The sequence below is a fragment of the Neptunomonas japonica DSM 18939 genome, assembly GCF_000422765.1.
Classification (GTDB): Bacteria; Pseudomonadota; Gammaproteobacteria; order Pseudomonadales; family Balneatricaceae; genus Neptunomonas; species Neptunomonas japonica.
Map to the genome: position 1 here is coordinate 298564 of NZ_AUGR01000002.1, position 19631 is coordinate 318194.

Sequence of the window (19631 nt, forward strand, 5' to 3'; positions counted from 1 at the left end):
CAATTTAGAGGTGTATGTTTTGAATACAGACAAGATAACAATTTGGCAAAAGCTGGATGAAAATGCTGAACGGTGGCTGTTGTTAGTTTTTTACGTCGTGATTGTTCTAACCGTCGGTGTGGAAGTGATACGCCGCTTTACACTCTCTTATTCGTCAATCTGGGGGGAAGAGGTCGCTCGTTACGCCTTTATTTATCTCGCTTGGATTGGTGCCGCATCGGCTGTTAAAGATCGTGCTCATATTCGGATTGATGTGATCCTGAATTTCCTGCCTCGCAACGGCAAGTTACTCGTTTATATCTTAGGTGATGTGGTGATGATCGGCGTTTCGGGACTCGCTTTTTCATATTCGGTGGAAACGCTTCTGGTCTCAATTAAGTTTGGCTCGGTCACTCATGGTTTAGGCATTAGCCAGGCTTGGTTTATCGCCGCAGTTCCATTGGGCTTCTCCTTGATGCTTTTTCGCCTGTGGCAATCCTTGAGTCGTGACATTCGCGCACTTAGAAATGATTCGCCGATCTACACCGGAAAACGGTTGTTCGATTAGACAGGAAACCTTCCTATGTATAACTATTTGAATCCTGAAGTCACCCTAGATTGGGGGTGGGAGTTAGGTGGGCCATTATTGATTGGCGTGATTATGTTCGCATTAGGTGTGCCGGTTTGGGCAGTATTGGGCGTTATCTCTGTACTGATTCTAGAACTTAGCGGAGCCTTGCCACTGTCGTTACTGGGTGAAGCATTGTTTGATGGCATTGATGCTTTTGCTTTGATTGCCATACCTTTATTTATTCTCACCGGCGATGTGTTGGTGCGTACCGGACTGTCGCGTAAGTTGCTGGATATAGCCGAAGCGCTGACGGGCGGTGCCAAATCAGGCTTTGGTACTGCAACGGTACTGGTTTGTGGTTTCTTTGCCTGTATCTCCGGTTCAGATGCTGCCGGTGCTGCTGGGGTTGGTCGTATGACCATTGATCGCCTGGTAGAACAGGGTTACCCCAGACCATACGCTTGTGCCTTGGTTGCCGCTGGAGCTTGTACCGGTATCCTGATCCCACCGTCTATCGCCTACATTATCATCGGGTTGGTGTTGGGCATCTCCGCATCGACGTTGTTCTTGGCGGCCTTGGTGCCGGGTCTTTTGGTGATGGGCTGCATTATGGTGTGCAACATCATTCTTAATCTGACTCATGGTTTTGAGAACGCAGGAGGTGGTTTCTCTTTACGCCGCATTATTACTGCGATCTATGTGGGTCGATACGCGCTGATTGTACCGGTCATTATTTTAGGAGGTATCTACAGCGGTGTATTTACCCCAACAGAAGCGGCAGCCATCGCGGTAATCACAACGATCATTATTGGATTGTGGCAAAAAACTATTAGCCTGAGTGAGTTTCCGGCCATGCTGGCCAGCTCCGCTAAAGTCAACGGAGTGATCCTACCTATTATTGCGTTCTCTTTACCGTTAGCTCAAGCGTTGGCTGCACTCGAGGTTCCGCAAGGGTTTGTATATATGGTGACGGATATCACTGATGATCCGACCATGATCATTTTACTGATGATCAGCATTCTTATCTTGGCGGGCTGTGTGATGGAAACTACACCCAATATCGTCATCCTTGCGCCTATTATGCTGCCCTTAGCACAAGAGATCGGTATGGCCGATATTCAGTTTTGCATCATGATGATCACCGCTCTTGGGGTTGGTTTTATTACCCCACCGTTGGGGCTCAATCTCTTTGTTGTTTCAGGTCTGACTGGTACCCCCATTCTGGGTATTGCACGCAATGCTGTGCCCTTCGTGCTGGCAATGCTCAGTGTTGTACTGCTACTGGGATTTGTGCCTGAACTCTCTTTGTGGGCTCTGCCTAGTTACAGCTACTGATTAGCCACTTTTTATGTCAATCAAGGAAAATAAAAATATGACAACTCAATATTTAAAAAAGGCACAAAAAAACGCTGCCACCGGCGAAGATAATACTCGCCACATCGTATCTTCGATGCTGTCTGAAATAGAAGCGGGTGGGGAAGATAAGTGCCGTGAATTTGCGCTAAAGCTGGATAGCTATGAGGGTAACATTGTAGTCACACCAGAAGAGATAGCAGCTGCCGGTAACTCTCTGTCGCAGCGAATGAAAGATGATATCCAGTTCGCTTATGAGCGTGTGCACAATTTTGCTGTGAAGCAACGAGAATCATTGATTGATTTTGAAACCGAGCTTTCTCCAGGGTTATGGGCAGGGCAGCGCCAGATTCCTATGACGGCAGCCGGTTGCTATGTGCCTGGCGGGCGCTATTCCCATATTGCCTCGGCGGTAATGTCAGTGGCTACCGCAAAAGCGGCGGGTGTTGAGCACGTTATTGCTTGCTCGCCACCCAAACCTGGTCAGGGTGTTAATCCTGCGATTATCTATACCGCCAATCTTGCCGGTGCAAATACTATTTTGGCGTTGGGAGGAGTGCAGGGTATAGCGGCGATGGCGTTTGGCCTGTTTACCGGAAAGCCAGCAGACATATTAGTGGGCCCTGGGAACCGTTTTGTTGCTGAGGCTAAACGTATGCTTTATGGCCGTGTCGGTATTGATCTATTTGCAGGTCCCACCGAAATTGCCATTATTGCAGATAAAACCGCCGATCCACATCTGGTGGTTACTGACCTTGTTGGTCAAGCTGAACATGGCCCGGATTCTCCTGCTTGGTTGTTCACAACCGATAGAGCTCTGGCAGAAAAGGTTATTGAGATGATGCCTTCCTACATTGAAAAATTACCAGAAACTGCACGCGTGGCTGCAACCAATGCTTGGGACGAATATGGTGAGGTTGTGTTATGTGATACCTATGAAGAAGTTGCCACTATTAGCGATAAGTATGCAGCGGAGCATCTTGAAGTAATGTGTGACAACTTGGACTGGTGGGTACAGCGTTTACGCAACTACGGTTCTCTATTTGTTGGAGAAGAGACTACCGTCGCGTTTGGAGATAAGTGTTCAGGTACTAACCATATTCTGCCAACCAAAGGTGCAGCACGCTATACCGGTGGTTTGTCAGCAGGTAAATTCATTAAGACCGTCACTACGCAACGTATGACTCCAGAAGCAAACCGTGATGTTGCGGCGGTAACCGCACGTATTTCACGCATGGAGGGGATGGAAGCGCATGCCCGTACGGGTGATGTCCGCTTAGAAAAATACTTCCCTAATGAAACCTTTGATTTAAAGGCAGTGGAATGAACTGCTTCGACCTTACCGGCAAAGTGGCGTTGATCACTGGGGCTTCGTCTGGGATAGGCGCTCAGCAAGCTCGCGCATTAGCCGCTGCCGGGGCTAGTGTTGTGCTATTGGGGAGACGCCAGAATCGGCTAGATGAGTTACAGCTCCAGTTGCAAGCTAGTGGCGCGCATGCCACAACTGTTGCCGCTAATCTGGGAGATTTAACACAGTTGGATGAGATTGTTAGCCGCTGTATGGAACCGTGGCAACGCATTGATATTTTGTGTAATACAGCGGGTGTTAACTTGCGCCAGCATGCTGACGAGGTGACGCCAGAGAGTTGGGATCAGACGTTGGGTTTGAATCTAAAAATCCCGTTCTTTCTTGCACAAAAGCTAATCCATCAAATGGCCTTACGAGGGTGGGGCAAGATCATCAATGTTGCATCCTTGCAGTCGGAGCGGGCTTTTGCCAATGGGATTGCCTACGGAGCCTCTAAAGGCGGAATTTTACAGCTCACTCGAGCAATGGCTCAAGCGTGGTCTTCAAAAGGCATTAGCTGCAATGCGATTGCACCGGGGTTTTTTCCTACGGAGCTGACCGAGCCTGTGTTTGCTCAGGGCGATCTAAGTCAGCAGTTGGCTGACCAGACGGCTATCGGTCGTAACGGCAAGTTGTCTGATTTGGATGGCCTGTGTGTTTTCTTAGCGAGTCATGGTTCAGATTACATTACTGGGCAGACCATCTATATCGATGGCGGTTTTACCGCAAAGTGAGGTGCCAAATGAGCAGTAAAACAATGAATGCACTGGTCTATACCGACAGGCAGGAGATTACCTATCGCCGAGAGCCGCTGCCACAGCCACGCGAAGGTGATGTACGGGTAGACATTACAGCAACGGCGATATGTGGATCCGACATGCATGCTTACCATGGAAAGGATGCGCGTAGAGTGCCGCCGTTGATTCTGGGGCATGAGGTGAGCGGTATTGTGTTAGATGGTCGTTATGCGGGGCAACGCATGGTCATTAATCCGCTGATGACCTGTGGAGAGTGTGAAGACTGTGTTGGTGGGCGTAGTAACCTGTGCCGCCACCGCGAACTCATTGGTATGTATCTGCCCGGTGCTTTTGCTGAACAGGTAGCTATTGCAGAGCGAAATTTATTACCCATTCCTGCTGATATGAACCCTATACATGCAGCCCTGACCGAACCCACCGCGACAGGGTTGCATGCGGTGGCACTGGTGGAGAGAGTTTTACCACGGCCACTATCAGAAGCACGTTGTTTGGTTATCGGCGGCGGTGCTATCGGGTTGCTCACGGCGCTCATCTTAAAAGCTAAAGGCTGTATTTCGGTTGATCTGGCAGAAACTAACGCGTTACGACGAAGCAGTATTGAGCAACAGGATTGTGCTAATTGCTTTAACCCGCTAAAGGAGGCGCTACCGTACCCTAATGGTTATGAGGTGGTGTTTGATTGTGTGGGTTGCGGAGCTACAAGGCGAAGGGCCAGTGAAGCGGTGCGCCCAGGAGGGATTATTTCCCACGTAGGTCTACAGGATGATGGAGAGGGGCTGGATACACGTAAGCTAACTCTACAGGAGGTTATTCTACTGGGTAACTACTGCTATACACGTGCTGATATGCAGGCATCGATCGATATGCTCTATCGCGGTCAGTTGGGAAACTTGTCTTGGATTGATGTTCGGCCTTTATCGACAGGCGCTCAGGCCTTTACAGATTTGCATAACGGTAAGGTAGCTGCCGCAAAAATAGTGCTACAACCGGACACCCTGCTGTGATCGGTTAGTCTTTCAAAAACCACTATAGGTACTTTTCTATGTTTGTCGCCAAGGGCGGCTGAGCAGGGTGAACTGCTGTCTTAAGTAAGCGCCTGTAAGTATATAAATATAATAATCAGAGGATTGTAAAACCATGAATAATAGCGAAATGATCTGGCATGCGTTGTCACAAAATCAGGTAGATAAAATTGCCTTTAATCCCTGTAATAAGCTCAATCTGGTGATGAAGTACGTGCCAAAAGAGATGGAAGTATGGGATATCACCAAGGAGTCTGCTGGCTTGGCACTGTGCTTTGGGCGCAGCTTGGGAGGCAAGCGTTCGGCGATGTTTATTCAAAATACCGGTATAGGTAACTTGATTACCGAGCTATACACGATGCAAAAGCTATATCAGGAAGGCTTACCGATTTTTGCTTCCTTTCGAGGTTACTTCCAAGAACCGATCGAAGCCCAGATTATTTATGGCAGCAATATGGAGACCCTTCTAACAGCGATAGATGTTGAGTATCGAATACTAGAAAAAGCTGAAGACCTAGTTGATCTTGCAGCAGATGTAGCTAACTGCTTTGCTGAGAAAAAGGTCAAGGTGTACCTGTTATCTCCTGAGCTGTGGGAAGAGAAAGTCGATGACTATCACGTGTTTGGTCAGCCTCATTTCACTCCTGTCAGTGTTAGTACCGGAGCGTATGAAGGTAACCCTAGCCAGACTCGTGCTGAAGCTATTAAGGTGATTATGGATAACGTGAGTGCTGAGGATTTGGTCATGTCACAAATTGGCTTCCCTTCCAAAGAGGTATACAACGCGAACGATCGTGCTGAAAACTTTTACATGTTAGGGGCGCTGGGTTCTGCTACCGAAGTCGGCATTGGTCTGGCAGATACCATTCAGGGGCGTCATGTATACATCGTAGATGGTGATGGTTCATTTTTCTTTAACCCTAACCAGCTGGTCGACCTAGCGGCCTTAAAGCCGAAGAACTTAACTGTAATTTGCCTTGATAATGGCAGTTACGGCTCGACAGGTAACCAGCCAACGCTTAGCTCTAGCGGTATGAATCTGAGTTCTTGGGTGCAGACTATGGGCGTTGAGAGTTCAGCTATTACCGATCAGCCCGATACTTTTTCTGAACTTATTAAAGAGAAGCCAACGTTTATTCACTACCTTATCAAAGCCGGCAATGAAAAGTCGGGCGAAGAAATACCTCTCAAAGCGGTGCAAATAAAACAACGCTTTATGAGCGCTATCATTTGATTCTCTGCTGTTTCAATAACGGATCCATCAGATAATGATGCAAAGTAAGGTCAGAGAAGGGGCTTAGGCCTCTTCTCTATTTTTAGCACGTTTGTTTTTTGTGAGAGGGGAAGATACTTTCGCCAAGTGGCTTGTTATAGCGGATGCCATTTATTTGGGCTTTTCCTCATGAATAAGCATTGTCATGTATTTTGTAAATCGTCTTTGTCTGGTTTCAGGCTTCTTTGCACTGGTTAATCCGTAAGCGATAACATAACGACTCGATTTATTAAGTGTTTCAAAAAACTGTTTTACGCTCGGCTGACTTTCCAGTGCTGCTAAGAAATCTTCGGGCACTTCCATTTCACTTACCACATAGGCGTTTTCCCAACGACCGTCAGCTTTCGCTGCTCGAATATGCACAAGGCCAGACTCCTTCATCCGATCTTCGCTTATCAAACGTTCCACATGCTCGGTGTTCCTCTTAGACCAGTTGCTTCGTGCTGTTCTGGGAGTGATGCGCTGAAGGTAGGCTTGATCATCTAGTGACTTCTTCACACCGTCAATCCAACCCCAGCATAAAATCTCTATCACTACATCATTCCAAGTAACGCTTTGAGTCCCAGAGTTTTTCTTAAATATCTTTACCCATAACTCACTTTCGGTTGCGTGATTCTCTTGAAGCCACTTGTTGAGATCTTGCGGTGTTGCAAATGTCATGATTCTTAACGGATCTGGTTCAGGCATTTAATTTGATTCTCCGGCATAACGCGCGTTGTTGCGAAGCAATGCTTTTAGCGGTCCAGCACGGAGTGCATTCGTTGACAGGTTTGTTAAATGTTGTTTGCACTGAAGAACGATTCCCAATTACTTACTACTTGGTTTGCAAAATCCAATATTTCAACTTCTTTACCAGAAGTCAGAGCCAGTCGTACAGTGTGCCCATTAATGGGTATAGTTGCATCACAAGTGATTGTAGTCATGTCACATGTTAGCTCAGAGTTATTAATGGATGTTACGGGATCAATTACCTCTCTAGGAGAATTCAATAATTTGTGTTTACTCCCGTTGCATAGATCGGCGCAAAGACGAAGCATTGGACTTTCGTTTATATGAGACTCTACGTCAGATATACCCTCATTCTTTAGCCAGTCTTTAATGTGATAGCCTGTTACTGCGAAATTAAACACTGCATCTGAAATGCTGTCTGGGTTTTGTGAAATTACAGCATTATGGAGTGTGTTTTGGTCGCGCTTAACTTTTTCGAAAAGCTTCTTGGCGTTACCGAATCCATAATTAAGATCTATGCTCATTCTATCTCCAGACATATAATATTTATCCATACTAGACATCCATCTATCTGATTTACATATGTTTTTAACTCACCCCCTGAAGCAATACAAGTATTTTTCCCGTTACAACTAATGTGAAAACAGGATATATCGTACGCTCATAAATACACTGTTTATTTGAAGAAGAGTTATTCGATAGTGGCTCTAAATTTCAGAGCGCTATTTGATAGCTGTATTTTGTGTGCGGAGGTCGTGATTGATATCCACTGACGAGTTTTTATTTATAGGGAGTTTGTGAAGTTAAGCGTAGAGAGTGTGCTAAAAAGTGTGACTTAGTGATCTTATTGGCACTCTTTAAAGCGGGAGTATCTGAAATTAGGCGGTAGCCAGTGGGCACGGAATACGCGGGATACAGGTGAATATAGGTGGATGTCAGCAAAGTTTAGCCCCGTTAGAATTTAGCGTGCAAAATCTGCAAAATTCATAGAATTAGCGGCTTTTTTGTCACTTGGTGTCAAAAGTAGTGCTAAGCGCTTGATTACAGAAGGGTAAGCACAGTTATTGATGATGTTTTGGCGTCAGTTTTTCTTCTATTAACTCTGACCTGAAAATAGGCATTCCTTGCCTATGCATCCTTTCCTATCCACACGACGCGGCCAATTACTTCCAGGTCGTCGGCTTCGTTTGGTTCTACCAGCTGCTCTTTGTACTCTTTGTTGTCGCTGAGTAGCAGTATGCCTTTATTCCAGAGCTTTTGGATGCGTTTAACAATCAGGTGGCCGTCTGTTCTGATAACGTAGATCTGACCGTCATTAAGTTCGCGCTGAGTGGTGTCGATCATCAGCGTATTGTTGGTGCTGATTGTCGGCTCCATGCTATCGCCTCGGGCGAAGACCAGTACCAGGTTGTCTGGCGATAGGCCGCGATAACGTAACCATCTGTGACGAAACGCCAGCTTACGCGTGGGTTTTTCTTCTATAGGGAATGCGCCTATACCTGCCGCCACTTCTACATTGTAGCCAGGTATCAAGGCGAACTCATCAGTCATATCTTCAGCAGAAGTGCTTGTGCTGACTGGCGTAGCTGGGCCTTTGCCAGTTAACAGCCAGATTGCAGAAACGCCTGATGCTTCAATAATAGCAGCTAGCCTCAGGGCTTTAGGCTCTGACTTTCCAGCCAAATATGTTTCTAGTGTCCTGCGTGGTATTCCCGCTTTTCTTGCTAGGTCATCCCCGCTACCTACTATTTCTGCGCACTTTCTTATTCTATCCGACAAGGTTTTTAACGTTTCGGAGTTGTTTTCGTTAACTCCGAAATCCATTTCGGACTTATTTTTATTGTTCATATGAAAATAATACCATTTAAAAACAATATGTTACGCCCTTATTGCTATGCCGAAGGCAGAAAGCTAACTCCGAAATCGCAGATGCTGCTTGATTAGTTGGCAGTATGTTACTAGTATGTATCACAAGTTGGTCGCACAACTAAGTATTAAAAGTAATACATATAAGGGCAAAAAAATGAGCAAATCGGCGATTCACTCAGCATCTAAAGACTGGTCTCAAAACGAGGTGCTTTTCGCGGTTAGAAACCGTGGTAACAACCTTGCTCAACTGGCCGCAGAAAATGGGTATAAGCATAACCTGCGTGCTTTGTATGTGGTGTTCTATCGCAAGAACGCACCCACAGCGCAAAAAATCATTGCTGACTTTTTGGGCTTACCACCTGAAGAGATTTGGCCGTCTCGTTATCAGTCTTCAATTCCTAAGTGTACCTCACCTGCTGAGCGTCCGCATGTTCGGCTTGCTTAAAGTCATGAGTTTTCCTCTTGTTGATATGTGTATTCAGGCTAGATCTGAAAAACACCAAAGCATAGAGGCAGCACAAGAATCTTTTTGTAACCACTTTGTTTAGAAGGCATGCAGTGATGAAAGGTATTTGGAAGCACAAGCGGGGTAACAGTGTTAGTGACTCAATGCATTTGTGTGCTCGCTATGCTGAAAAGAACCACAACTTGTCAGTACCGCGCATTGCGGAACTGATGGGCATGGATAGTTACAACACGCTTTATAAGTGGATGGGTAGCGGCAACATGCCAGCCAGTAAAATCCGCTCATTTGAGAATGCGTGTCAGTGCAGCTATGTGACCCGCTATATAGCGCAGAGCGCCAACCTGTTAGTGCTAGATATGCCGACTGGGCGCAAGCCTTCCCACCGAGAACTTAACGAACTGAGCGTTCATGCCCTTTCAGTGATTGGACACCTGATCAGCTTTTTTAATGAGTCCGAATCAAGCGAAGACGAAAACGAGCTGATCCAGTCAATCACCACCTTGATTGAAGACCTGGCGCATCAGCGTGGAAATGTCGAAAAACATCAGCAGCCGGAATTGCTGCTAGGAGACGAATCATGAGCACAGTTAATGAGTACTCAATGACAGAACAGGAAGTTGTAGCCCGCCTTGCTAAATGGTGTGGCACCTCAAAAATGCCAGATAACCGCAGCCGCATGATAAAGCTGTTACATACCAACAAACCTGCGCCAGAAGTCTTTGCTGAGTTTTGCCAGTTATCGGGTATGACCCGAGGTGAAAGCGAATTAGTGCTAACAGCCCTTGCTGACAACTTAAGTGCCCTGCGCCGTAAAAAAGTAGTAGGTAGCTAAGATGAAACAGTGGCTAACCGCTAAAGAAATTGCTGAAGCAAGATTGTCGAAAATGCCTAGTACTGAACGTGCTATTCAGATTCGTGCAAAGCGAGAACACTGGGAATGCCAACAGCGATTGGGTCAAGGTGGCGGCTATGAATACCACATTAGCAACCTGCCCGCTGACGCTCGCAAAGCCCTAGAAGTACAGGCCATCACCGAATTACTACCAAGTGTTGCCTCAAGTACAGAGGTGGTTGCCAGCACAGACGCTCTTCTGACTCAGCGCCAGCGCGAAGCCTCCGATGCCCGCACAACCATTGTTCGCACCATCGAAAGCATGAACAAAAAAGGTATTTCTAAAGAAGCGGCAATGACAACTTTATTGTCACAAGCCGCCCTAGGGGCGTTAGAAGAGAGTAACCCCGTGTTAGATAAAGCGCTACGCATGGCGAAAGACTCTCGGGGAAGAGGTGACACCTCCTACCCTAGCGTGCGCACTTTAAAACGTTGGTTATCACCTAACACCAAAAGCCTCGCCCCAAAAGGCAAGCGAGAGCTGGCGATACCCGTTTGGGCAAAGGCTTTTTTAAACTGTTATCAGCGCCCGCAAAAACCCTCTGTAGCCCAGGCATATGAGGATTTTTTGGAAATATTTGAAGGCGAGCCGGTGCCGTCTATCCATGCCATACGTCGCTTCATGAAAAAAGTCGGCAGCGTTTCTTTACAACATGGGCGCATGGGATCACGTGAGATTAAAAATATTAAAGCGTTTAAGCGCCGCTCTGTTGATGACCTGTTCCCTGGTGATGTGTACAGCCCAGACGGTCATACATTCGATGCCGAAGTAGCGCATCCATACCACGGACGGCCGTTTAAGCCAGAGATCACATCCTATATAGATATAGCCACCCGTAAATTGGTGGGCTACTCAGTCGACCTTGCAGAAAGCGGCGTCGCTGTATTGGATGCACTGATTGCTTCATCAGAAGAATGCGTGCCTGCCATTGTCTATTCAGATAACGGCTCGGGTTACTGCAACGCACTGCTTAAAGACCAAGGGCTTGGCGTGCTTGCACGGCTAGGGAGCGAAATTACTCACTCATTGCCCTACAACTCACAAGCACGCGGAGCAACTGAGCGTGCCCATAAAAGCATCTGGATAAAAGCCGCTAAAAAGCTGGATAGTTATTTGGGTGTAGATATGGACCGCCAAGCCGCCCAACTTAACCACAAAATTACCCGTAAAGCCGTACGAAAAGGCGGAGCCACGCACATTATTAGCTGGGTTGATTTTCTGAGATTTTGTGAAGAGACAGCCGCACGATACAACAACTCGCCACACTCATTTTTACAGAAAATAACCGATGTAGATGGCTACCGTCGCCACATCACACCCAACGAGCGCTGGGCACAATTCCAAAATAATGGATGGAAAGCCGTCACTCTCTCCCGTGATGAAGCTGCCGACATTTTCCGCCCGCGTGTTAAGCGCAAAGTGGCGCGCTGCGAGATAAAGCTTAACACCAATATCTACTTCAACAACACGCTTGAAGAGCATCACGGGGACTTTGTTCAGGTCGCATTTGATATGCGTAACCCCGACTTTATCTGGGTATATGAGTTAAAAAGCGGTGCATTGATTTGCAAAGCCGAGTGGAACGCCAACCAGACTAGCTACTTCCCTAAAAGCTTTGTTCAACAAGGCCGTGAAAAGCGTGCAGATGGCCGCTTAAAACGCCTTGATATCAAGCGTGACGAAATTGAAGCCGAGCGTGATGGTATCTATGCCATAGACCAAGAGCAAGGCGACACCATTGAGCTGGCCTCTACCTGCAGAATTAAAGAAAAAGTCGCTAGGCAAATTGAAGATGCTGAGGTTATCGACGTCGAGCCTGTTCCCGTTAATGGCATTAAAAGCCCAGAGCAGATGACGTTTGACGAACGAATGGAGACCTTTGAGCAATACCAAAGCGGCGCAAAAGAAATACCCGAAGCTCATAAGTTTTGGGTGAAGACCTTCCCGCGCACCAAGGCTTATAAAGCCGCCGTAGCACGACGAGAAGATATAGCAGAAAACTGGAATTAAAAAAGGACTGATGGTTGCCCCCATCAGCCCCTAACACACTATAAGGAGCACAGTATGAGTAATGAATCTTACGCTATCAATGGCATAGCTGACATCGTTAATTTGAGCCTATGCGATGTAGCCCTTGAGCGCGCCATGTCACGCACTAACAGCCTGCCTGGCATGGTGTGTATGTATGGTCCATCGGGTTTTGGTAAATCGGTATCCGCGACCCACGTAGCCAACCGCCGCCGTGCTTACTACGTGCAAGCCAAAAGCGTGTGGACGAAAAAAGCCACGCTCAAAGCAATTCTGCAAGAAATGGGGATACGCCCACTGGCCACGATCCCAGACATGCTTGATCAAGCAGCCGAAGAGCTGGCCAAATCTGGCCGCCCTCTGATTATCGACGAGATGGATCACTTAGTGGATAAGAAAGCCGTTGAGCTGATCCGTGATCTATACGAAGCCAGCCAAGCCGCCATCCTGTTAATCGGCGAAGAACAGCTACCCAACAAGCTGAAAAAATATGAGCGTTTCCATGGCCGCATTCTGGCATGGGTACCTGCTCAACCAGTGACGTTAGAAGATGCCAAAAAGCTAACGCCGCTCTATGCGCCGTTTGTCGAGATAACCGGCGACCTGCTCAGCCACATTGTGCAGTTATCTGCAGGAAGTGTGCGCCGTGTTGCTGTGAATATGGAAATGATCCAGGAAGAGGCCAATGAGATGGGCTGGTCGAGCGTCGACAAGGCCACTTGGGGCAAGCGTGAACTCTACACAGGCGAAGCGCCTAAGCGCCGAATTTAAGGTGAGAGCTGAGATGGGGACGATGATGCAAGTAGCAGAGGAACAACACGTGGCAGAGCTGCAACGTAAAACACCGCGTAAAGGTATACGAAAGCCTTTACAGATGGAGTTGATAGGCGGTAAGCCCGCACGCCAGCGTGTGTGGGAGCAGATCAAACAACATAAGGAACTGTTCAAAATCTACGATATATCTCGCCAGGCAAATGCAGACGACGAAACCGTAAAGACTTACCTGCAAAGCTTGGTAAACGGTGGGTATGTGGTTCGCCTAACAGAATCGAAGTTTGAAAAATCTGAGTTCCAACTCATTAAAGACACGGGCATTGAAGCGCCTCGCCTTAACCGCGACGGCACTCCTGTCACGCTGGGGCTAGGGCAAGAAGCCATGTGGCGATGTTTACGTAAGCTGGGTGCAATGGATTCCCGCCAACTGGCAAGCCATGCATCAACCTGCGGCGTAGAGGTAAAAGAAGCAACCGCGAACCGTTATGTAAAAGCACTCAAAAAGGCTGGTTATTTGAAAGTGGTTTTTCCCTGTAATCCACGTCAACGCAAGCTTGAAGTGCTCCAGCTGATTAAGCGCATGGATACAGGCCCACGCGCCCCACAAATCCAGCGCGTTAAAACCGTTTACGACCCTAACCTCAACAAAGTAATGCACGCAGAAGATCCGGAGGAGTTGTCATGAAAACAGATATCAGTAACTGGGGTGAGCAACCGCCAGAGTTTATACAGCTGCTTGCTAGCGCCGTAGAAGAAGCTGGCTCCATCAAGTCTGTCGCTAAAAAGCTGGATATATCACGTACTAGTGCAAGTTTGCTACTGAGCAATAAGTACACCAGCCCTAGCGTTAGAAAAATGGAATCGAAAATTCTTGAAAAGTTGGGAGTGGTTGAGTGCCCCGAGTTGGGTGAGATCGCTGTCCAAACGTGCCGAAAAAACTGCGCAGTGCAGTTTCCACCTAACCACCCCTTGAAGCTGCAACTCTGGAGGTCATGCTCGATCTGCGAGCACAACCCTGCCTCAATTAAAGGGAAAGCATCATGAACGCACAAAACACCCATATCGTTAGCAAGCTGCAAGAAGCGCAAGTCGCTGTTGCCAACTTAGTTGATGCAGGTATGACCGTCACCCACATCAGCATCGAAGGCCGTATGCCACGTATCAACCTGCAGCACCCGCCGCGCAAAAACATGACCGTGTGCTGGAAGGCCATTCGTCCCCGTAAAGCCGGTGGCCGTGAATGTGAAATGGCAGCGTTGTTGAATGGCTGCGAAGTTCGCTGGACAGAGGAGAACTACTGATGAGCGCTTATTACGTGATCGATTTACAACGCACTGATATTCAAAAAGGCATCGTCGTATTTTTGGCAGCAGACATGAAAACCCGCACCCGCTTTTTGGAAGATGCAGGCAGTTTTATGGAAGAGTTTATCAATGAAAACTTAGAGCGCTTTGATAACGGCAGCACCACACGGGCCGTGTTAACCAGCGCAGTAAAAACTAATAGCCGCACTATTTTACCGCTGAGGAGTTTGCACCTTAGCTCTTTGTTTCATGCATATAGCGACAACATTCGGAGACAAGCGATATGAACCAGCAACTCAATATTCCTGTTGGATACCTTAAGGATAACCGTGGCAGATTAGTGCCGATTGAGAACGTAGAGCAGATTGATATTGAGCGCAATGACATGGTTCTTGAGCTAATTAAAAAAGCGAAAGAGCTGCGTGAAGAGATGCTCAAATTCAAACTTGATGGATTTGGCGATGTTGCTGCTTTGGTCGAGCTGTCGCTGGAACAGTACGGCGTAAAAGTTGGCGGAAAAAAAGGCAACGTTAGCCTCACCAGCTTCGACGGAAAATACAAAATACAGCGATCTATCGCCGAGCATATTGAGTTTGATGAGCGCCTGTTAGCTGCCAAAGCTTTAATAGACAAATGCATCCATCGTTGGACAGAAAACTCAGGGAACGAGATCAAAGTGTTAGTAGAGCAAGCCTTCCAAGTAGACAAGCAAGGCAACCTCAGCACTGCACGTATTCTCGGCCTACGTCGGAGCAAAATAGATGATGCCGATTGGCTAAAAGCGATGGAAGCAATCGCCGACTCTATTCAGGTAACGGGGAGTAAGTCGTACCTGCGCTTTTATGAGAGATGCGGCGAAACCGACCAGTTCAAGCCTGTTTCATTAGATCTAGCAAAGCTCTAGGAGGCGTTATGACCATCTACACCGAACAGTCCGTTATCAATTACGTCGCAGGTAAAGGGATGCTAACCCAAGGACAAGCGACGGCTGCAGTCAATGCGATTCAACACATGATTGTTGAAGCCTGTAAGCGTGGTGATGAACTGCACTTGGAATGCGGCAACTTTGAAAAAATCCAGAAAGGCGGCGTTAACGGGATTGTATTTCGTCAGGATGAAGCTGTTAAGGAGTATCTCAATGGCTCCTCAAATTAAACAGTCTGAAGCTGATGTCGCTGAGGTCATCGCCTGGACCGAAGAGCACCGCATGGGGGAAACAACCGACCACGAAGATGGCACCTACGAAGACGGCGTTTATGACGCCCTTATGTGGGCGCTGGGATACATCCAAACACGACCTGATCAGTAGGAGTGGCAGCATGGCAAAGCAAAAAATTGTAGATCAAGAAAAAGTAGCGCAGTTCATTCGTGACAATAACGAGAACATGTCCGGTGCTCAAATGGCAGAAAAGCTGGAGATATCCGTATCAATGGTGACTCGTATTCGCCGTAAAGCAGGCGTTATATCGCCGAAAATGAAAGCTCGTCTTGATTCCACAAGAGATAGCGATGAAATGAGAAGCCATGCAATGGCTGGAAGCATGAGTCTGGATGGCTTGCGCCACCCTTGGTAATAGCGAAACGCCCAGCTTTTTAAAGCAACGGGCGTCTATCCAGCGTGGCAGCTGGGTACTGATGAGCAGCCAATAAAACCAAAGGAAACACACATGAACAAGTCTGAACTGATCGAAGTAGTAACCAACAAAATGAAAATTGAGCATGATCGGGCCGTGAGCAAAGCGGATGTAGAAGCCCTGTTGAATAGCCTTACTTCAGTGACAACAAACGCGCTAAAAACAGGTGATGAAGTCGTACTAATAGGCTTAGGCAAGTTCAGCACCGGCCATCGCGCAGCCCGCATAGGTCGAAACCCTCAAACCGGTGAGCCTTTGGATATTGCAGCAGCTACAACAGCCAAGTTTACACCGGCTAAAGCGCTAAAAGACGCGCTGAATAACCCGTTTAATCGAGCCGTGTAACCACAAACTACACGAAAACGATTACCAGTGGCCGCCCAGCGCGGCCACTGCTGTGTAAAGAACATAGGAATCAACAAATGATAACTAAAGAACAGTGGATCGAAATTGAAAATGACTTAACTGGCATGTTTGCATCCGTAAAGTTTCAATACGGCGAGCATGAGATAAGTGTGTCTAGAGAGAGGGTTGGTGAGGGTAAGTACGAGCTGATGGTGTACGTGGATGGTTCCATTAAAGGTGCGTGGCACATGCCTGACAAAGAAGGCTTTCTTCCCGTTATTAAAGACGTATGGCGCACTCGTAAAAAAGCTATTTACTCACCACAAAAGAAAGCAAAAATTATCAAAGATCTAGGGAAACGGCTTACTAAAGAGGTTTATCCAGAATTGGATAAAACCATCGTCTACTACAGCCCTGATTTCACTACGGCCAAGTCGCTGGTGCGTCAGTATAAAAAGCTAGAAGGAATAACTCTGATCAAGCCGGAGGATGGCTTTAATGGATAACAAGAAAGTATTAGAGAAAATAAAGAAGTGCCTAGCGTTAGCGCAATCAGATAACCCCAACGAAGCCGCCGCTGCCATGCGACAAGCTCAAGCCTTGATGGCCAAATACAACATTGATAATGATGCCGTTGAGTTATCCGATGTGAATGAGTTTGCGGCAAAGGTTGGGAGTACAAAAAAACAACCCGCGTATGTGCATGGCCTTTGTAATGTTATTTGCCGTGTTATGGGCGTCGAAGCGTACTTTAGGGTCGAATCAGGATGGGGACGTGCAGCATCATCTGTATGTTTTTTGGGTGTTGGAAGTCGTCCTGAATTAGCTGGTTATGCCTATGAAGTGCTGGCGAGGCAGTTAAAGAAGGATCGAACGGCATACTTGAAAACACTAAAACGGTACAAGCCAGCGAATAAGTCCCGCAAAGCAGACCTGTTTGCAGAGGCGTGGGTATTTGCTGTTATGTCAAAGATCACAGAGTTTGCTATTAGTGATAAAGAAAAAGGGCTAGTGGTTCGGTTTAAAGAACAAAATATGAAAGATCTAAAAGAAGGTAAGTTTAGCAAAAATCACAAATCTACAAGCCGAGACTGTGATGCCCAACAGGCTGGATATAGCAAAGGTAGAGAAGCTGCATTACATCGCGCTACAGGTAGTGATAAACGTGCTGCTCTGAGTTGCCGCGCCTTAAGCAAAGGCGCGGACTTTTTACCCCATCGAGCACGTTCCTTATGCTCGCCGGTTGTCGCTCCTGAATCGCCCCTAATTTAACTAACTACCACTCACATAGCTATAGGAAAAATTCCTAAAAGGAGTCTTTTTAATGACTGATAAACGCGACACCCCACCCACTAAAGATAACCGTAAAGCCATTACCGCCCGTATTCACATTGCTAAAAAAGAACTGGGACTGGATGACGACACTTACCGAGCCATGCTCCAGCAAGTAACTAAACATAATAGCTGTGCTGATATGCACATTCGTGATCTGTATCGCGTGATGGAACATCTTAAAACGTTGGGCTACAAACCCGCTGCGCGCAAGTTTGGTAAGCGGCCAAACCCGCCTAAAGATAAAGCGGCACTCATGAGTAAGGTGGAAGCGTTGCTGGCAGATAGAGGGCTGCATTGGAACTATGCGCACGCTATGGCTCAGCGTATGTTTAAAGTGGAGAAAGTGGATTGGCTAGATAGAGATCAATTATGGAGGTTGGTTGCCGCGTTAGAAAAAGCCGTAAAACGTGTTAAGCCTACCAAGATTTAACGCAAAATCAGCTACAATAAAACAGATATAAGATAAGGAGGTTTTATGTTTAAAGAGATCGAGTTTGACCCTGCTTCTTTTCGAGAATGTTTCTGGCACTTCATCAAGCACACCACATTAAAAGAAAAACTAGCTGCCCAAGCTTTATTTGAGCTTCTTGAAATAAAGTCTGTCAGTAGTTCCGTAGTCAATAAGGCGCTCAGGAAGTGGTTTGAAGAGGATGGAGGTATCAGCTGGAAGAACCCTGAATATGCTTATATGTGCGGAATGCAAAAGCGCGATAAAGCGTGTACGTTTATTCAGCAGCTAGATTTTTTGGTAGCCGCTATGCTACACCGCTACAGTTTCAATTGGCATTTTCAATACAGTTTAACCATGAACAATGATTTAAAGGTCGAGTTACTAGCGGCGGTAGAGCCTCATTACAGTTGTGTAATTCATAGTGCAGATGCATTTAAAATGGTTGATCCTGTTGCTTACGTTAGCACTAAGCCGTTTGCCGACGTGTTTGAATGCAAGTGCTTGTTGAATTGGGCACCTGCTTCGCAAAGGAACCAGAGTAGCTGGAAAGCACGTATTGAAAAATATAAGGCTGAGCGTCAAAACTCCCGCTAACAAAAATCATTTTTTTCTAACGCACCGACCCCTTACACTGAACAGCATCACCCTTGAGGCTGTTCAGATGACTACTCAAATCGCCAAATTACAAAGCCTATTACCCGACTCGATCCATGCGGTTGCAGCGGCCATTGGTATGCCTGCAACACTGAAGTTAGTCGAACGGTTTGGCGGTACTACATTGCCTATGCGCTTGGGCGCTAACCGTTTGGGTCGTGCGGCGCTTGATGCTTTGTCTCAACAGATAGGCCATGATGAAACCCAAAAGCTTGCACTGTATGCGGGCGGTGAACCGTTGTATATACCTCAGTGTCATGTTGCCGTTCGCCGCTTACGTGACCTTGATATCTGCTCTGCATTTGAGGCGGCGGTACGTGACGGTAAAACGGCGAACGCTGCTGTGACTGAGCTAGCTTTAAAATATAAACTGACTGATCGGTGGGTGTGGCGTATTTTGAAAGAGACGCCGATTCAGGTTGAACCAGCCACGCCTGATCTATTTAACTAAGTCGTTCGACCAGCCACTGAACCCCTTCCCCTAATCCCTTCACACCACACTTAATACACTGCTGACATCACCACTATTGATCTGTGATTTTTTAACAGTTTTATAAGGAATGTCAGCATGCTTGAAAAACTACCGCGACTCACTATTTGGATTGTCATTGCTATGGCGTTGACTGCCGGTATCGGCTTACTCGCACCACACCAGCTCCCTGTTACCCTTTATAAAGTTAGCTTGGTTGTACTAGCCGCAGTGCTAGGTTATTGGGTTGATCGTTCACTGTTCCCCTATGCTCGACCTGATAACCCTAAAATTGATTGCAGTAAAAGTACCGCGATGATCCGACGAGCCATTGTCGTGTCGGCTATCATCATCGCCATTGCGCTAGGTGCCTAGT

General features: G+C 47.0%; 29 protein-coding genes and 1 other RNA gene. 27 read left to right on the forward strand and 3 right to left on the reverse strand.

Features of this window, described 5'->3' with window-relative positions:
- Positions 1-19: 19 nt before the first annotated feature.
- The 6 genes from G511_RS0103455 (at position 20) to G511_RS0103480 (ending at position 6265) form a co-directional block, all read left to right on the forward strand.
- Positions 20-547 carry a TRAP transporter small permease gene (locus G511_RS0103455; RefSeq protein WP_245573806.1) on the forward strand — a complete coding sequence of 176 codons (528 nt, stop codon included), beginning with the start codon at positions 20-22 and terminating at the stop codon, positions 545-547.
- Positions 548-562: 15 nt separating this feature from the next.
- Complete coding sequence (locus G511_RS0103460; RefSeq protein ID WP_028468392.1) at positions 563-1885, forward strand: TRAP transporter large permease; 1323 nt, start codon at positions 563-565, stop codon at positions 1883-1885.
- Between the two features lie 37 nt (positions 1886-1922).
- Positions 1923-3230 carry a histidinol dehydrogenase gene (hisD, locus tag G511_RS0103465; protein WP_028468393.1) on the forward strand — a complete coding sequence of 436 codons (1308 nt, stop codon included), beginning with the start codon at positions 1923-1925 and terminating at the stop codon, positions 3228-3230.
- Positions 3227-3985, forward strand: a complete 759-nt coding sequence (locus tag G511_RS0103470; RefSeq protein WP_028468394.1) for an SDR family NAD(P)-dependent oxidoreductase — start codon at positions 3227-3229, stop codon at positions 3983-3985. The genes hisD and G511_RS0103470 overlap by 4 nt, the downstream gene beginning before the upstream one ends.
- A gap of 8 nt (positions 3986-3993) precedes the next feature.
- Complete coding sequence (locus G511_RS0103475; RefSeq protein WP_211224857.1) at positions 3994-5013, forward strand: alcohol dehydrogenase catalytic domain-containing protein; 1020 nt, start codon at positions 3994-3996, stop codon at positions 5011-5013.
- A 133-nt stretch (positions 5014-5146) separates the two neighbouring features.
- Positions 5147-6265: a thiamine pyrophosphate-dependent enzyme gene (locus tag G511_RS0103480; RefSeq protein ID WP_028468396.1), complete on the forward strand. Its 1119-nt coding sequence runs from the start codon at positions 5147-5149 to the stop codon at positions 6263-6265.
- A gap of 150 nt (positions 6266-6415) precedes the next feature.
- On the opposite strand, the gene G511_RS0103485 is transcribed toward G511_RS0103480, so the two are convergent.
- The 3 genes from G511_RS0103485 to G511_RS0103495 all read right to left on the reverse strand — a co-directional run bounded on the left by G511_RS0103485 (position 6416) and on the right by G511_RS0103495 (position 8881).
- Positions 6416-6991 (reverse strand): YdeI/OmpD-associated family protein, encoded by a 576-nt coding sequence (locus tag G511_RS0103485; protein WP_028468397.1) that lies wholly within the window; start codon positions 6989-6991, stop codon positions 6416-6418.
- A gap of 86 nt (positions 6992-7077) precedes the next feature.
- Positions 7078-7587 carry a hypothetical protein gene (locus G511_RS0103490; RefSeq protein WP_051221502.1) on the reverse strand — a complete coding sequence of 170 codons (510 nt, stop codon included), beginning with the start codon at positions 7585-7587 and terminating at the stop codon, positions 7078-7080.
- 574 nt (positions 7588-8161) lie between these two features.
- Entirely contained in the window at positions 8162-8881 is a 720-nt protein-coding gene (locus G511_RS0103495; protein WP_036551074.1) for an XRE family transcriptional regulator, read from the reverse strand.
- Positions 8882-9056: 175 nt separating this feature from the next.
- On the opposite strand from G511_RS0103495, the gene G511_RS21675 reads away from it, so the two are divergent.
- The 21 genes from G511_RS21675 (at position 9057) to G511_RS0103595 (ending at position 19630) form a co-directional block, all read left to right on the forward strand.
- Positions 9057-9347, forward strand: a complete 291-nt coding sequence (locus G511_RS21675) for a helix-turn-helix domain-containing protein (protein WP_051221504.1) — start codon at positions 9057-9059, stop codon at positions 9345-9347.
- Between the two features lie 116 nt (positions 9348-9463).
- The gene (locus tag G511_RS0103505) at positions 9464-9949 is read left to right on the forward strand and encodes a hypothetical protein (protein WP_051221506.1); all 486 of its coding nucleotides are present in this window, start codon (positions 9464-9466) and stop codon (positions 9947-9949) included.
- On the forward strand, positions 9946-10200 hold the full coding sequence (locus G511_RS0103510) for a hypothetical protein (protein ID WP_028468401.1): 255 nt from the start codon (positions 9946-9948) through the stop codon (positions 10198-10200). The genes G511_RS0103505 and G511_RS0103510 overlap by 4 nt, the downstream gene beginning before the upstream one ends.
- 1 nt (position 10201) lies before the next feature.
- The gene (locus G511_RS0103515) at positions 10202-12271 is read left to right on the forward strand and encodes a Mu transposase C-terminal domain-containing protein (RefSeq protein ID WP_028468402.1); all 2070 of its coding nucleotides are present in this window, start codon (positions 10202-10204) and stop codon (positions 12269-12271) included.
- A 54-nt stretch (positions 12272-12325) separates the two neighbouring features.
- On the forward strand, positions 12326-13060 hold the full coding sequence (locus G511_RS0103520) for an AAA family ATPase (RefSeq protein WP_028468403.1): 735 nt from the start codon (positions 12326-12328) through the stop codon (positions 13058-13060).
- A complete protein-coding gene (locus G511_RS0103525; RefSeq protein ID WP_156905136.1) occupies positions 13020-13748 on the forward strand; it encodes a hypothetical protein in 729 nt (242 codons plus the stop codon). The genes G511_RS0103520 and G511_RS0103525 overlap by 41 nt, the downstream gene beginning before the upstream one ends.
- Positions 13745-14107 (forward strand): hypothetical protein, encoded by a 363-nt coding sequence (locus tag G511_RS0103530; RefSeq protein ID WP_028468405.1) that lies wholly within the window; start codon positions 13745-13747, stop codon positions 14105-14107. Before G511_RS0103525 ends, G511_RS0103530 begins: the two co-directional genes overlap by 4 nt.
- Positions 14104-14364, forward strand: a complete 261-nt coding sequence (locus G511_RS0103535; RefSeq protein ID WP_028468406.1) for a hypothetical protein — start codon at positions 14104-14106, stop codon at positions 14362-14364. The genes G511_RS0103530 and G511_RS0103535 overlap by 4 nt, the downstream gene beginning before the upstream one ends.
- A complete protein-coding gene (locus G511_RS0103540) occupies positions 14364-14654 on the forward strand; it encodes a hypothetical protein (RefSeq protein WP_028468407.1) in 291 nt (96 codons plus the stop codon). Before G511_RS0103535 ends, G511_RS0103540 begins: the two co-directional genes overlap by 1 nt.
- Positions 14651-15271, forward strand: coding sequence for a DUF3164 family protein (locus tag G511_RS0103545; protein WP_028468408.1), 621 nt, complete (start codon positions 14651-14653; stop codon positions 15269-15271). The genes G511_RS0103540 and G511_RS0103545 overlap by 4 nt, the downstream gene beginning before the upstream one ends.
- Positions 15272-15279: 8 nt before the next feature.
- A complete protein-coding gene (locus G511_RS0103550; protein ID WP_028468409.1) occupies positions 15280-15522 on the forward strand; it encodes an HU family DNA-binding protein in 243 nt (80 codons plus the stop codon).
- Entirely contained in the window at positions 15506-15676 is a 171-nt protein-coding gene (locus G511_RS24295) for a hypothetical protein (RefSeq protein ID WP_156905137.1), read from the forward strand. The genes G511_RS0103550 and G511_RS24295 overlap by 17 nt, the downstream gene beginning before the upstream one ends.
- 10 nt (positions 15677-15686) lie before the next feature.
- The gene (locus G511_RS0103560; RefSeq protein ID WP_028468410.1) at positions 15687-15941 is read left to right on the forward strand and encodes an HTH domain-containing protein; all 255 of its coding nucleotides are present in this window, start codon (positions 15687-15689) and stop codon (positions 15939-15941) included.
- Positions 15942-16016: hammerhead ribozyme type II (locus G511_RS24140), an RNA gene on the forward strand. It begins immediately after the preceding gene.
- An 18-nt stretch (positions 16017-16034) separates the two neighbouring features.
- Positions 16035-16346: an HU family DNA-binding protein gene (locus G511_RS0103565; protein WP_036551078.1), complete on the forward strand. Its 312-nt coding sequence runs from the start codon at positions 16035-16037 to the stop codon at positions 16344-16346.
- Between the two features lie 77 nt (positions 16347-16423).
- Complete coding sequence (locus G511_RS0103570) at positions 16424-16852, forward strand: hypothetical protein (RefSeq protein WP_036551081.1); 429 nt, start codon at positions 16424-16426, stop codon at positions 16850-16852.
- On the forward strand, positions 16845-17618 hold the full coding sequence (locus G511_RS21680) for a DUF2786 domain-containing protein (protein WP_051221510.1): 774 nt from the start codon (positions 16845-16847) through the stop codon (positions 17616-17618). Before G511_RS0103570 ends, G511_RS21680 begins: the two co-directional genes overlap by 8 nt.
- 52 nt (positions 17619-17670) lie before the next feature.
- Positions 17671-18111 (forward strand): gp16 family protein, encoded by a 441-nt coding sequence (locus G511_RS0103580; RefSeq protein ID WP_051221512.1) that lies wholly within the window; start codon positions 17671-17673, stop codon positions 18109-18111.
- Positions 18112-18156: 45 nt separating this feature from the next.
- Entirely contained in the window at positions 18157-18726 is a 570-nt protein-coding gene (locus G511_RS0103585) for a hypothetical protein (protein WP_028468414.1), read from the forward strand.
- 67 nt (positions 18727-18793) lie between these two features.
- Positions 18794-19237 carry a Mor transcription activator family protein gene (locus tag G511_RS21685; RefSeq protein ID WP_036551084.1) on the forward strand — a complete coding sequence of 148 codons (444 nt, stop codon included), beginning with the start codon at positions 18794-18796 and terminating at the stop codon, positions 19235-19237.
- Positions 19238-19354: 117 nt separating this feature from the next.
- The gene (locus tag G511_RS0103595; protein WP_036551086.1) at positions 19355-19630 is read left to right on the forward strand and encodes a putative holin; all 276 of its coding nucleotides are present in this window, start codon (positions 19355-19357) and stop codon (positions 19628-19630) included.
- The last annotated feature ends 1 nt before the right edge of the window (position 19631 follow it).

Excerpts from the sequence above, each read along its gene's own strand:
- G511_RS0103460 (WP_028468392.1), top strand. The coding sequence starts at position 563 with ATGTATAACTATTTGAATCCTGAAGTCACCCTAGATTGGGGGTGGGAG.
- hisD (WP_028468393.1), top strand. The coding sequence starts at position 1,923 with ATGACAACTCAATATTTAAAAAAGGCACAAAAAAACGCTGCCACCGGC.
- G511_RS0103470 (WP_028468394.1), top strand. The coding sequence starts at position 3,227 with ATGAACTGCTTCGACCTTACCGGCAAAGTGGCGTTGATCACTGGGGCT.
- G511_RS0103475 (WP_211224857.1), top strand. The coding sequence starts at position 3,994 with ATGAGCAGTAAAACAATGAATGCACTGGTCTATACCGACAGGCAGGAG.
- G511_RS0103480 (WP_028468396.1), top strand. The coding sequence starts at position 5,147 with ATGAATAATAGCGAAATGATCTGGCATGCGTTGTCACAAAATCAGGTA.
- G511_RS0103485 (WP_028468397.1), bottom strand. The coding sequence starts at position 6,991 with ATGCCTGAACCAGATCCGTTAAGAATCATGACATTTGCAACACCGCAA.
- G511_RS0103490 (WP_051221502.1), bottom strand. The coding sequence starts at position 7,587 with ATGGATAAATATTATATGTCTGGAGATAGAATGAGCATAGATCTTAAT.
- G511_RS0103495 (WP_036551074.1), bottom strand. The coding sequence starts at position 8,881 with ATGAACAATAAAAATAAGTCCGAAATGGATTTCGGAGTTAACGAAAAC.
- G511_RS21675 (WP_051221504.1), top strand. The coding sequence starts at position 9,057 with ATGAGCAAATCGGCGATTCACTCAGCATCTAAAGACTGGTCTCAAAAC.
- G511_RS0103505 (WP_051221506.1), top strand. The coding sequence starts at position 9,464 with ATGAAAGGTATTTGGAAGCACAAGCGGGGTAACAGTGTTAGTGACTCA.
- G511_RS0103510 (WP_028468401.1), top strand. The coding sequence starts at position 9,946 with ATGAGCACAGTTAATGAGTACTCAATGACAGAACAGGAAGTTGTAGCC.
- G511_RS0103515 (WP_028468402.1), top strand. The coding sequence starts at position 10,202 with ATGAAACAGTGGCTAACCGCTAAAGAAATTGCTGAAGCAAGATTGTCG.
- G511_RS0103520 (WP_028468403.1), top strand. The coding sequence starts at position 12,326 with ATGAGTAATGAATCTTACGCTATCAATGGCATAGCTGACATCGTTAAT.
- G511_RS0103530 (WP_028468405.1), top strand. The coding sequence starts at position 13,745 with ATGAAAACAGATATCAGTAACTGGGGTGAGCAACCGCCAGAGTTTATA.
- G511_RS0103535 (WP_028468406.1), top strand. The coding sequence starts at position 14,104 with ATGAACGCACAAAACACCCATATCGTTAGCAAGCTGCAAGAAGCGCAA.
- G511_RS0103540 (WP_028468407.1), top strand. The coding sequence starts at position 14,364 with ATGAGCGCTTATTACGTGATCGATTTACAACGCACTGATATTCAAAAA.
- G511_RS0103545 (WP_028468408.1), top strand. The coding sequence starts at position 14,651 with ATGAACCAGCAACTCAATATTCCTGTTGGATACCTTAAGGATAACCGT.
- G511_RS0103550 (WP_028468409.1), top strand. The coding sequence starts at position 15,280 with ATGACCATCTACACCGAACAGTCCGTTATCAATTACGTCGCAGGTAAA.
- G511_RS24295 (WP_156905137.1), top strand. The coding sequence starts at position 15,506 with ATGGCTCCTCAAATTAAACAGTCTGAAGCTGATGTCGCTGAGGTCATC.
- G511_RS0103560 (WP_028468410.1), top strand. The coding sequence starts at position 15,687 with ATGGCAAAGCAAAAAATTGTAGATCAAGAAAAAGTAGCGCAGTTCATT.
- G511_RS0103565 (WP_036551078.1), top strand. The coding sequence starts at position 16,035 with ATGAACAAGTCTGAACTGATCGAAGTAGTAACCAACAAAATGAAAATT.
- G511_RS0103570 (WP_036551081.1), top strand. The coding sequence starts at position 16,424 with ATGATAACTAAAGAACAGTGGATCGAAATTGAAAATGACTTAACTGGC.
- G511_RS21680 (WP_051221510.1), top strand. The coding sequence starts at position 16,845 with ATGGATAACAAGAAAGTATTAGAGAAAATAAAGAAGTGCCTAGCGTTA.
- G511_RS0103580 (WP_051221512.1), top strand. The coding sequence starts at position 17,671 with ATGACTGATAAACGCGACACCCCACCCACTAAAGATAACCGTAAAGCC.
- G511_RS0103585 (WP_028468414.1), top strand. The coding sequence starts at position 18,157 with ATGTTTAAAGAGATCGAGTTTGACCCTGCTTCTTTTCGAGAATGTTTC.
- G511_RS21685 (WP_036551084.1), top strand. The coding sequence starts at position 18,794 with ATGACTACTCAAATCGCCAAATTACAAAGCCTATTACCCGACTCGATC.
- G511_RS0103595 (WP_036551086.1), top strand. The coding sequence starts at position 19,355 with ATGCTTGAAAAACTACCGCGACTCACTATTTGGATTGTCATTGCTATG.